Here is a 12,219-nt window from a genome sequence, read left to right as displayed (position 1 = left end):
GTGCACTGATGGAATGGGTGGCTCAGGCACCTCAGAGCCTATCCGTATCCGATGCACCTACTAGTGTGCTGCGCCGGCCTTCTGATTGCCGCTCCGACCTTCTGATTGCCGCTCCGGGGTACGGCAAAGGCCACCTCCCATCTTTTGAGAAGATGGGAGGTGGCCTTCAATCCACCCTACAGCGTGGTCACATAAGGAGTACCGGCTAGTTGCTATCCCGCAGCCAAGCTACAGCTTCCTTGGCGGGGCCTTCGAATTGCACCGTGCCGGAGGCAAGGACAACTCCCCTGTCGCATATGCGCGAGATCATGTCGAGGTCGTGGCTGACAACCACCAGAGTCCGGCCTTCCGCCGAAAGTTGTTTGATCTTGGCCAAACACTTTTTCTGGAATGGTTCATCGCCCACAGCCAGGATCTCATCCACCAGGAAAATGTCCGGTTGCGTGTGGACCGCTACGGCGAAAGCCAGCCGCAGAAACATGCCGGAGGAATAAAACTTCACTTCAGTGTCGATGAACTGTTCTATCTCAGAGAACGCAACGATCTCGTCGAACTTCTCGTTGATTTCCTGCTCGCTCATTCCCAGAATGGCGGCATTGAGGAAGACGTTTTCACGCCCGGACAAGTCCGGGTGGAATCCTGCGCCAACCTCGATGAGCCCAGCTACGCGACCCTTTGTGCGGACCGTTCCCTTATCGGGCAGGATAACGCCCGATATCAGTTTGAGCAGTGTGGACTTTCCCGAGCCGTTGAACCCCAACAGTGCCACGGTCTCCCCCGGCTGAATCTCAAAGCTCACATCGTGGAGAGCATCGAACTTCCTGCTGAGGTCGCCTTTCCGACCCTTGACCAACCAAACGAGAGTCTCCTTGAGGGAGTGCGAATGGCGGAGATTGAACGTCTTCTTAAGGCCCTTGACGATTATTGCGGCGCCCATCTAGACCTCCTGCGCAAAGTGGCCCTCAAGTCGTCGGAAGACGAGTTGGCCGATGATAAGGAACAGGGCTGCCATACCGAGACCAATCAATCCCGTCCACATGAGGTGCGGAGGCAGTTCGACTGGGCGGTCAACAGTGGGAAACCAGAAGGCCCAGTGGAACAATTCAACAGCGACTGTGATCGGGTTGAGCTGATAGATGACCAACACCCAAGGGGGTGCCAGCCGACGGATCATTGTCCAGTCATAGAGCACCGGCGACGTCCACGTAACGATCATCATCAACATATCCACGATGTTTTCAGCGTCGCGGAAGAACACATTGATGGCGCCAGCCAACAGGCCCAAACCCGTTGCCGTAATGGCCACAATGACGAAGCCCAAAGCAGCTCCAATAAGCTGCATGATGTCTGGTTTCCACCCGTTCAGCAGCGCAGCTGCCAACAAGACCACCAGTTGTGGGAGGAAGTGAACTGCTGCCACCCACACTGACGCAACGGGGAACAGCTCCCTGGGCAGATAGATCTTTTTGACCAAAGCAGCATTCGACACGATGGATCTCGTGGCATTCGAAAACGCTTCGGAGAAAAAGTTGATGACAATGACGCCGGAGAACATGTACAACGCGTAGTTGGGAATCTGATCCCCGACGCGCAGGACAATTCCCAAAGCGAAGAACAGCACAACGTACTGAACCAACGGCTTGACGTAGGACCAGGCAAGTCCCAGGACCGAGCCCCGGTACCTTACTCGGAGCTCCTTACGGACTATCAGTTTGAGGAGGTACCGGCGCCGGTAAACGTCCAGCAGCCCGGCCCCAACCCCGGGAACAGCATAAGTATCTGTGGAAGTCGTCATTGCTACTTGCTGGGCTCCGAAGCTTCGAATGTTTCCCGCCACGACTCCATGGACGTGATCTCGGGAAGAGCCTCACGGTACTGAGCCCGGAGGGTCTCCCAGTTGGAGAAGAGCTGGGCATGGAGTTTGGCCGATTCCACCACCAATTGACGGGCCATCCTGGGGTTACGCAAGTGCCATGAAGCACCTGTACCGTCGGCATTGGACACCACTGCGCTATCCAAGTGCGCCAAGCTCCACCATTTGCCGTCCTGGTGGGCCACATGAGCCTCAGGATTGGCTTTCGCGGTATCGCGGACAGGGGCCAGCGTCTGCTTGAGGACAGTCTTAACCGCCCAGGGAAGCAGGCCCAAAGCACCTGGCTGCTTGTAAGACTGGGGCTTCTTGGGGGGACGCTTGAGGAAGACCTCCGGGAAAGCTGCAGGGTCGGTCTTGACCTGCGAGTCCGGGAACTCCTCACGCATGGCACGGAGTTTCGGCATCATGGTCGGCAGTTGCTCGTGCAGATTGCCTGGTCCGGCGAGAACGTCGCGGAGAGCCATGACACGGGCCTGCTCCGGGTAGTACTGCATTGACACCAGGTGCTTTACGTCCGTGTTCAAGCTTTCCCGCAGGATGCGTCCGCCCTTGGGGAACGGAGAGTGCAAGAGGGTCGCGATAAGTCGGTTTCGCTCGTGATAGTAGGCTTGCCAGTCCACCGAATCGTCCTTGTCAGCCCAGGAGACGTGCCAGACTGCTGCCCCGGGAAGGGTCACGGTGGGGAAGCCCGCTGCGCGGCCGCGAAGGGAGTACTCAGCGTCGTCCCACTTGATGAAGACAGGAAGGGACAGACCGATGGTTTCCACAACGGTTTTGGGAATGAGGCACATCCACCAGCCGTTGTAGTCTGCGTCCCAGCGACGGTGGAGTTGCGGAGTGGAGCGCAAACCTGCGGTGGAGAAGTCGTGGTTACCGAGTCCTTCCACAGGACCCCAGAGGAAGCGGTAGAAGTTGACTACCTCTGAGTAGGCGTGCAGGACGGACTTGTTGTACATATCGAACATGTGGCCGCCAACAATGGTCGGCTTCCGGCAGAGGTCGGCAAACGCCACTGCGCGCATGACGCCCTCTGTTTCCAGCTCGATGTCGTCGTCCAAAAGCATGACGTAATCGCTCTTGTCAGAAACGACCATCTCGTACATGTTTCGGGCAAAACCGCCCGAACCGCCCAAGTTGCCCTGGTTGATGATCCGAAGTTGATCGCCCATGGACTCCGCAACTGCATCGAAGCCAGCTTCGTCGGCAACTTTCTTGTTGCCTTGGTCCACGATGATGAGTTCAGCCAGGATTTCCCGTAGACCAGCGTCACCATCAATGGACTTGATGGTCTCGAGGCAGTAGTCGGCGCGATTGAACGTTGTTACGCCCAGCGTCACGCGGCCTTGGGGCCGGCCTTCATCGGGGACAGCCCAGTGAGCGCTTTTCAGCGTCATGCCATCGCCGCCCGCGATGAGGTCGAACCAGTACCAGCCGCCGTCGCCAAACGGCGCCAAGGTCAGTTCGAAATCATTGACGGAAGTGCCCTCAACCAGGATCGAGTCGACGCGCTGAGATGCGCCACGAGCGTTGGAGCGGTAAACGATGACCGTCCCCTCACCCTCGGTTTCAATGTGAAGAACGGTTTTGGTGGCAATGGTCCACTTGCGCCAGTAACTTGCAGGGAAGGCGTTGAAGTAGGAACCGAATGAAAGACGCTCACCCCGGCGCACCTGAACGGAGCCGCGGTTCAAGATGTCCTCCGGGTGGAGTTTCCTCGCCATGCCAATCGCCTGAACATCGGCGCTGCTGTCGCTCCTGTGGACCTTGTTGGTGTCAGGATCCACATACAGGGGCAGCGTGTCGAGGTCACGGTTGGCCGGGAAAACCACGCGTTGGACAATCCGCAGGCTCTGTTCCGTCGAAGCGGGGATTTCAGCGGCAGTTGTGGCCGTCATGGCGATCTCCTGGCTTTCGTTTGTTGTAGCGGTCATGCGTCTACTCCCCCACTTTCAAGCTTGGCGCCACCGGTGAAGTGCGGCTTGATCTTGTTGTCGAACATGGACAAGGCGGAACCAATTGCCATGTGCATGTCGAGGTACTTGTAGGTTCCAAGGCGGCCACCAAACAGGACAGATTTCTCGCCCTTGGCAAGGTCGCGGTAGGCCAGCAGTTTCTGACGGTCATCAGAGGTGTTGACGGGGTAGTACGGCTCGTCCCCCTTCTCAGCAAAACGCGAGAACTCGCGCATGATGACGGTGGCGTCCTTGGTGTAGTCCCGTTCGGGGTGGAAGTGACGGAACTCATGGATGCGCGTGAAAGCTGCATCTGCATCCGGGTAGTTCATAACCGAACAGCCCTGGAAGTCCTCAATGGGCAGGACTTCTTCTTCGAGATCGATCGTGCGCCAGGACAGATCGCCTTCTGCGTAATCGAAGTAGCGGTCAACCGGACCCGTGTAGATGACGGGTACCTGTCCGAGGACAGAAGACCGGCCGTACTCACCGTCGTCGAAGAAGTCCGAGTTCAAGACGACCTCAATGTTCGGGTGATCCGCCATGCGTTCAATCCAAGCCGTGTAACCGTCTACCGGGAGACCTTCGTAGGTGTCGTTGAAGTAACGGTTGTCATAGTTGTAGCGCACGGGAAGCCGCGAGATGATTTCAGCCGGCAGGTCCTTCGGGTCCGTCTGCCACTGTTTGCCCGTGTAGTGCTTGATGAAGGCCTCGTAAAGAGGACGGCCGATGAGCTGGATGCCTTTGTCGTTGAGGTTCTGGGGGTCTGTTCCCGCCAGTTCGCCAGCCTGCTCGGCAATGAGTGCCTTTGCTTCGGTGGGGCTCATGGCCGAACGGAAGAACTGGTTGATGGTACCCAGGTTGATGGGCATTGGGTACACCTCGCCCTTATGGCTGGTGTAAACCTTGTGCTGGTAGCTCGTGAACTTGGTAAACCTGTTCACGTAGTCCCACACTCGCTCATTCGAGGTGTGGAAGAGGTGGGCACCGTAGCGGTGCACCTCAATTCCGGTCTGCGCCTCATTCTCGCTGTAGGCGTTTCCACCAATATGGTGGCGGCGATCAAGCACCGCAACCTTCAGCCCCAACTCGGTAGCGGCGCGTTCTGCAATGGTCAGGCCAAAGAAACCCGAGCCGACGACGACGAGATCAGCGTTCACAAACTCTCCTGTGTATTGGCGTGCGGGCACAGAGATGCCCACGTCTACTGGTCAAGGCTACCCGACGTTGCGATCGTTCCCCGATTCGGCGGCGCCTGGCAGCAAGGCAGCATTTGTTCCGGAAAAACGAACGGGAGGCGTGGCCCATAGCCAGCCTCCCGTTCAATACTGCAAAAAGAACAATGCCTAGAGCGAGACCACGGAGCCTGTCCCTGCGGACTCGAGCACTGCTTCGGCAACGCGAAGGGTCTCAAGCCCCTCCGCCATTGTGACAATGTTCATGGACTTTCCGAGTACAGCATCACGGAAGGCCTCGTGTTCCATCTTCAGCGGTTCGCGCTTCGCCAGGGCAAAACGTGTGGATGACCCCTCGGACACGCCACGGAATGCCGCTATGGAATCCCAGTCTGTCTGGAAAGTGCCGTTTTCAATAAACGTCAGATCCGCCGAGATAGTGTCCGCGATGTATGCACCGCGCTCACCCAGAACAACCGTGGTGCGCTCCTTCATGGGGGACAGCCAGTTGACGATGTGGTTGGTGACTACGCCGCTCTTGAGGTGGCCAATTGCCGTGACCATGTCCTCGTGCTCGCGCCCGCTTCGGGAGGTGGTGTGCGCAACTACATTCACGAAATTGCTCTGTGCAAGCCATGCAGTCAGGTCGATGTCGTGAGTTGCCAGGTCCTTGACCACGCCAACGTCCGCAATGCGGGAAGGGAATGGCCCCTGGCGGCGGGTCGAGATCTGGTAGACCTCACCGAGGTCGCCGTTGCCGAGCCGTTCGCGGAGGCTTTGCAATGACGGGTTGAAGCGCTCGATGTGGCCTACCGCCCCGATCAATCCCCGCGAATCGAACGCTTCGGCGATCCTGCGGCCCGAAACGGAATCGTTGGCAATGGGCTTTTCCACCAGGCAGTGCACGCCGGCTTCGGCCAATCGCAGTGCCACTTCCTCATGAAGCACGGTGGGCACAGCGGCCACTGCCATGTCAATGCCCTGTTCGATGAGCTGTTCAACCGAACTGCACACCTCGAGGCCGCTGGCTACGTTGTGAGGGTCACCGAAGGAGTCAGCGACGGCAACGAGGTCCACGCCCTCCAGCTCGCGAATAACGCGGGCGTGGTGGCGACCCATCATCCCCAGTCCGATGAGGCCTGCACGCAGATTTGCCACTAGCTTCCTGCCTTCGCAATGGCGTTGACCGCAGCTACGATGCGATCAAGGTCGTTCTGGCTCAGCGACGGGTGTACAGGCAGCGACAATACGCTGGCCGCAGCTTCCTCCGTGACGGGAAGGTCATCAGAAGTCTGGAAAGGAGCCAAACGGTGGTTCGGGATGGGGTAATACACGCCACAGCCCACGTTGTATTCCTCACGCAGCGCCTTGGCGAAGCCGTCGCGGTCCTCAGCGATGCGAATGGTGTACTGGTGGTATACGTGCTCGTAGCCTTCAGAAACCTTGGGAGTGACAACGCCTTCGATATTTGCATCGAAGAAGGCCGCGTTCTCCTGCCGGGTCTTCGTCCAAGCGTTGATTTTGGTCAGCTGCACGCGGCCAATGGCAGCATGGATGTTCGTCATTCGGGCATTGAAGCCGACAAGCTCATTCTCGTACTGGCGCTCCATGCCCTGGTTACGAAGCAACCGGAGCCGACGCTCGACGTCGGCCAAACCGGTGCTGACCATGCCGCCTTCGCCGGACGTCATGTTCTTGGTGGGGTACAAGCTAAACATTGCGAAGTCACCGAACGTGCCCACCTTCCGACCGTTGACGGCGGCACCGTGTGCTTGGGCTGCATCTTCGAAGACCTTCACGCCGTGCTTGGATGCGACTGCGCCGATGCCGTCCACGTCGAACGGGTGGCCATAAAGGTGCACCGGCATGATGGCGGCCGTACGGTCCGTGATTTTTGATTCGACGGAGGCCGGGTCAAGCGTGTAGTGGTCCAGGTCCACGTCAGCGAAGATGGGCGTCGCCCCCGTCAGAGCTACGGAGTTGGCCGTGGCGGCGAACGTGAACGACGGAACGATGACCTCGTCACCAGGGCCAATCCCCGCAGCCAACAGGCCAAGGTGCAGGCCGGAAGTACCGGAGTTGACCGCTACAGCAGCCCGGCCGTCGAGGAGCACCTGAGAGAACTCCTGCTCAAAGGACGCAACCTCCGAACCCTGTGCGAGTTGGCCGGAGGCCAGGACGGCCTCTACTGCCTTGCGCTCGTCATCACCGATGATGGGCTTGGCGGGGGGAATGAATTCGGGGCTCATGCCTCTACCTCTCGAAGGGTCTCGTTCTGTTCAACATATGTGGCGCCGGTCTCCGGGCATACCCAGTTCTCGCCGCTGCGCTGCAGCGGGAAACCAGCTTTACCGACCCAACCATGGCGTTTGGCCGGCACTCCGACCATCAGGGCAAAATCAGGGACGTCTTTAGCCACAACAGCTCCTGCAGCTACTGTGGCCCATCGTCCGATGGTCACTGGGGCCACGCAGACGGCGCGGGCACCGATTGATGCACCTTCACGAATGGTGACGCCCACCGGCTCCCAGTCGTGAGCGCTCTTTAGACCGCCATCCGGGCTGACCGCCCGGGGGTAAGTATCGTTCGTAAGTACTACGGCCGGGCCGATGAACACTCCAGCCTCCAGCACTGCGGGCTCGTAGACAAGAGCATAATTCTGAACTTTGCAGTTGTCCCCCATCTTGACTCCGGTGCCAATATAGGCCCCGCGTCCTACGATGCAATTAACACCCAACTCGGCCTGCTCGCGGACTTGGGCCAGATGCCAAATCTTTGATCCATCACCAATAATCGCCTTGTCTGAAACATCGGCGCTCTCCGCAACCACTATCACCGGTGAAGGTCCTTCCTCATTGAGCACACGCGACAACGAGATTCATCTTAGCTGAGACACCATGCCCCGGTGTCAAGGCGGCGTCTGCATGAGCCTTGGCGAGAGTTTTCCACATAGGGCATTACGGCCGCAGCGCTTCAATTCGGACGGCCATAGCGTGATTCTTGTCAATCCGATGTTCAATGCCCTACGAAATGCGGAGGAAGAGCCCATGGCCTTGGAGTGCACGTTGGTCTGCGCCCCCGGAGCCGCTGGAACAAAGGGCCCGGAGGAACTCAGCATCGCCGTCCCGGAAGGCACGTCCGGCGCCCACGTACAGCAACTTCTCAGTGAAACACGTGGAACTGGCGTGCTCTCGGTGGGTGGACAGTTCTTGGCTACTCTCACGGTGGGAATACCGCCGCTTGTTTCTGGCGCCGTTATTGTGGATGGTCCTCCGCCGCATCGAGACACGAAGAACATGTCCATGCCCCTAATGTTGCTTACCCATTCAGGCCCCGGCGCAGGCTCCGCCTTCCGGATTCAACGGGGCAGGTACTGCATTGGCAGGGGCCCGTTCGATATTTCATTGCCGGATCCAGGGATGTCCAGGGAACAGGCTTACTTAGAGGTTTCCAGCACGGCGCTGATGTTGAGGGCGGTCGGCTGCGCGAACCCGGTTCTCGTGGATGGTCAGCCCGTTCATCGAAAGTTCATCACGTCAGCGTCATTGGTGCAGTGTGGGAACTCCACCTTCACCGTCGTCACGGGTAGTGGTCCCCCTTCGGAGATTTCAGTTGATGCAGGTCGTTCTGTTGACGTACCACTCGAAGTACCTCATGTCAGTCGCGCCGGAAACCGTCCAGCAATGGCCTTGGCTGCCGGGCTGCCATTAATTGCCGGTATCGGTCTGGCAGTTGCCACAGGAATCTGGATGTACTTGGGATTTACGGCCATCTCAGCGATCAGCCTTCTCGTCCCGCTGATCGCTGGGCAAAAGGGCCGCCGGGAACGCAGGCTGGCCGTTGCGCGCGCGGTGCAGCAAGACATTGAACGACGCCGGCAGTGCTCGCCTTCAGCTGCAGAGCTGATTGTGGCAGCTCACGGCGCTTCCAAGGTGGGACAGATGACAACGGAGCCCACCACGCACCAGGCCGTTGTCGCTGCTGCTGCGGTGTCGCCGGCAGGGACCAACGGGCCGACCGGGATCAGCAGTCAGGGCTACGATGTGTGGCTCAGGCTCGGCATCACACAGGCGGCAGCAAACATGCGCCTTGTTCCCGACGATCCCCAGTTCCGTCCGCCGTCCATAGGCAGCGCGGCAATGACTTTGGATCCCAAACATTCCGTGGTGACACTGTGCGGCCACCCGGATCACACGGAGGCGTTGCTTCGATTCGTGTTGATGCAACTAGCCAGCTTTTCGGGCTCGGCGGAGACGCCCGTCATTATTTTTGGCAGGACAGGAAGGTTGCCCTTGAGCGCCAGGTTCCTACCCAGGGTCACGCTCACAAGCACGCTGGCCACCGTCCTTTCTGCCCTGCAGCCTGCGAACGGCAAGCTGAAGGGGATGCTCATCATGCTCGATGATCCACCGCACGATCAAGAATCCGTGTCCGAGGTCGTGAAGACTGCTCAAATCGCCGCGTGGCGGGTTATCAGGTGCTCCGTACAGTTTGAGCTTTCCGGGGGCGTCATCGAAATATCGCCATCCGGAACAACAGGCTATCTGGAGACGGACGGCGAGCGCCGGCACTTCATCCCGGATCTCGTGCCAGCCGAAGTTTTCGATAGGTTCTGCCGTAGGGCGCGGGGTGCAGCTTTCGGTGAAGGACTTGGAATCAGCAACGCGATTCCGGAGGAATGTTCGCTCGCTGATTTGCTTCCTTACGGCCAGCGCAGGGTGCTCCGGCGGTGGGCAGAGTCATCCAAGCAAGACGGCCTCACCGCAGTCTTGGGCAAAGGCCACCGCGGGCAGTTGACCTTCGACTTTAAGCTCGACGGCCCGCATCTGTTGGTAGCCGGAACCACTGGTTCCGGTAAGTCCGAACTTCTTCGGACACTGGTAGCTTCGCTTGCACTGCGTGACTCACCCGATCGCACGACGTTCTTGTTTTTTGATTTCAAGGGCGGATCAGGCTTGCGGCCACTAGCGGGCCTACCTCACTGCGTCGGAATGCTGACGGACTTGAGCAAACACCATTTGGACCGCGCTCTTGTTTCCCTCCGTGGGGAGATACGGCGCCGAGAAGAGCTATTCGCGGCGGCCGGCGTGTCAGATCTCGCCGGATATCGGGGATTAGCGTTGGCAAGCGATCCGAAGATCCCGTATCTGATCTTGGTAATTGATGAGTTTCGTATGCTGGTTGACGAAGCCCCGGGCTCTCTCCGCGAGCTCATGCGTGTCGCCACCATCGGGCGCTCCCTGGGTATTCATTTGGTGATGGCTACCCAGCGGCCCCAAGGGGCCTTGTCAGCCGACATCCGGGCGAACGTGACATCAAGCATTGCCCTGCGCGTGCAGTCTGCGGCGGAGTCCATGGACATCATCAATACGAAGGCTGCTGCCTCCATAAGCGTGGGAGCGCCGGGACGGGCCTACCTTGCAACGGCTTCATGCAGCCCCGAAGAATTCCAGACAGCGTCCCTATCGGTTTCCCCGACCATGACTATGGTTGGCGTCAGGCGTAACAGTTCCTTGCCAACCGTGCAGTCAGCTTTGCAGGCGTTGGAGCCCCTTTCTACCGCAGCCAATACGTCCGCCAAACAGGACTCCCTCCAGGATGCTGGCGCCGAATGGGTGCTTTCAGCAGTCCACGAGGCATGGCAGCGCCTCTGCAAATCCATTCCCAGACGTCCAGTAGCCCCACCACTGCCCTCAACGATCCTTTGGGGTGATGAACTACCTGGAGCGGATGGCCCCGTGTCCACGACGGAAGGGCAGTGGGCGGTGGGACCATTGGCGATGCTCGACAGGCCGGCGCATCAAGTTGTGGAACCGCTGCTATGGTCACCTTCCAAAGACGGCCATCTGGCAATGATCGGCAGCGACTCGAGTGGCATACGGGACTGCTTCAGGGCAGCGTCCGCGATGCTCGCGACCCAGAAGCCCCAACCAGACCTCTATATCCTGGATGCAAGGGGCATCCTTGGACATGTCATCGAGGGAGGCCGAATCGGTGCCAGCGTGGGCCTGCACCAACTGCACCTGGCAGTGCGGGTCTTAAAGCGCCTCGCTGCGGAGATGGAGTGTCGACGAAGTGCCGGCGAAGCCGGGACGGCCAATTCACCCCTGGTCCTCATCGTGGCCGGGTGGTGCTCGTGGGCCACAGCGCTCCGGAGTGGGCCGTTTGGTTATGCAGAAGCAATTCTGCAGGACATCGTGAGGGACGGTTGTTCCGTCGGCGTCACTGTGTTGATCTCCGGCGAGCGGGAACTCGTCAGCTCACGGTTTTTTGCCTCGATACAGAATCGCGCTTACTTTCCTTCGGGATCTACTGAAGAGTCGCGGTTCCACTGGCCACGCCTCCCGGATATGGAATCCCTCCCTGGGCGCGCCGTCGTCATGGGAAATCTTGCCAGCCAACACGCAACCGTCGCTCAGTTTCGTGTGGCTCCGGACAATGGACGCTGGCCGTTCGGTGATCTAGCTCCATCTGAACCGCCGTTCCGGGTACGACCACTCCCAGAGCTTCTGGGAGGTGAGGAATTCCGCGACCTTGTGGCGGAATTCCAAGGACAAGGACTGCCGTCGGGATCAGGTTCAGGCCCGGCCCCCGGCAACGTAGCGCGAGCCTGCACCGCGGAAAGCAGCGCGTTGGGTCCACTGTGGATCGGCGTCGGAGGAGACGAAGCCCTCCCGGTAGCCATGCCGCTGCGGGAACATGGGGTCAGCGTCATCCTGGGCAGTCCTCGCTCCGGAAAGAGCTCGCTCCTGGCATCGCTGCACGCGCTGAATCCTTTGGTCCCATGGGTTTACCCGCCGGATACAGCTTCTGCCAGCCCATTCTGGGCCCTGGTGGCATCCCAGGCCGCGGCGAAGACCCTTGCCTCCAACAGCATCCTGCTGGTGGACGACGCCGATTTGCTTGATCCCCAAGGACGCCAAGCCTTGGTGGGCTTGGTCGGTAAAGTGCGTGGCATCGTCCTGGCAGCAACAACGAGACCGGCCTTGCTACATCATCTGCCGCTGGCAAAGGAAGCACAGGCGTCCGGTATGGGGTTGGTTTTAGCCCCCGGAACACCCCACGATGGCGAACTGCTCGGCGTGAGGCTGGAGTCCGATCCGGGCGGACGCCCGGGCCGCGGCTTTCTCATCAGCGGAGCGGAAGTAAAGCCCTTTCAAGGCGTACTCGCCACAAGCTTTCCATCGCAAGCCAAAGGGCACTGAACGGGTGCCAGGCT

General features: G+C 59.4%; 8 protein-coding genes. 1 reads left to right on the top strand and 7 read right to left on the bottom strand.

What is annotated here, in order from left to right; translation table 11 throughout:
• Nucleotides 1–205: 205 nt before the first annotated feature.
• From ACZ881_RS00605 to ACZ881_RS00575, 7 genes are all read right to left on the bottom strand, one after another.
• Entirely contained in the window at nt 206–937 is a 732-nt protein-coding gene (locus ACZ881_RS00605; protein ID WP_091468535.1) for an ABC transporter ATP-binding protein, read from the bottom strand.
• Nucleotides 938–1,795 carry an ABC transporter permease gene (locus ACZ881_RS00600; protein ID WP_166660296.1) on the bottom strand — a complete coding sequence of 286 codons (858 nt, stop codon included), beginning with the start codon at nt 1,793–1,795 and terminating at the stop codon, nt 938–940.
• 2 nt (nt 1,796–1,797) lie between these two features.
• On the bottom strand, nt 1,798–3,804 hold the full coding sequence (locus ACZ881_RS00595; RefSeq protein WP_420178454.1) for a glycosyltransferase: 2,007 nt from the start codon (nt 3,802–3,804) through the stop codon (nt 1,798–1,800).
• Nucleotides 3,801–4,985 (bottom strand): UDP-galactopyranose mutase, encoded by a 1,185-nt coding sequence (gene glf / locus ACZ881_RS00590; RefSeq protein ID WP_091468543.1) that lies wholly within the window; start codon nt 4,983–4,985, stop codon nt 3,801–3,803. The genes ACZ881_RS00595 and glf overlap by 4 nt, the downstream gene beginning before the upstream one ends.
• Nucleotides 4,986–5,171: 186 nt before the next feature.
• Nucleotides 5,172–6,158 carry a Gfo/Idh/MocA family protein gene (locus tag ACZ881_RS00585; RefSeq protein ID WP_091468545.1) on the bottom strand — a complete coding sequence of 329 codons (987 nt, stop codon included), beginning with the start codon at nt 6,156–6,158 and terminating at the stop codon, nt 5,172–5,174.
• On the bottom strand, nt 6,158–7,249 hold the full coding sequence (locus tag ACZ881_RS00580; RefSeq protein WP_476111919.1) for a DegT/DnrJ/EryC1/StrS family aminotransferase: 1,092 nt from the start codon (nt 7,247–7,249) through the stop codon (nt 6,158–6,160). The genes ACZ881_RS00585 and ACZ881_RS00580 overlap by 1 nt, the downstream gene beginning before the upstream one ends.
• On the bottom strand, nt 7,246–7,863 hold the full coding sequence (locus tag ACZ881_RS00575; protein WP_091468551.1) for an acyltransferase: 618 nt from the start codon (nt 7,861–7,863) through the stop codon (nt 7,246–7,248). The genes ACZ881_RS00580 and ACZ881_RS00575 overlap by 4 nt, the downstream gene beginning before the upstream one ends.
• Nucleotides 7,864–8,011: 148 nt before the next feature.
• On the opposite strand from ACZ881_RS00575, the gene ACZ881_RS00570 reads away from it, so the two are divergent.
• On the top strand, nt 8,012–12,205 hold the full coding sequence (locus tag ACZ881_RS00570; protein WP_476112645.1) for an FtsK/SpoIIIE domain-containing protein: 4,194 nt from the start codon (nt 8,012–8,014) through the stop codon (nt 12,203–12,205).
• The last annotated feature ends 14 nt before the right edge of the window (nt 12,206–12,219 follow it).

Source organism: Paenarthrobacter sp. TE3676 (genome assembly GCF_056279165.1).
This window is presented reverse-complemented; position numbering and strand designations above follow the sequence as displayed.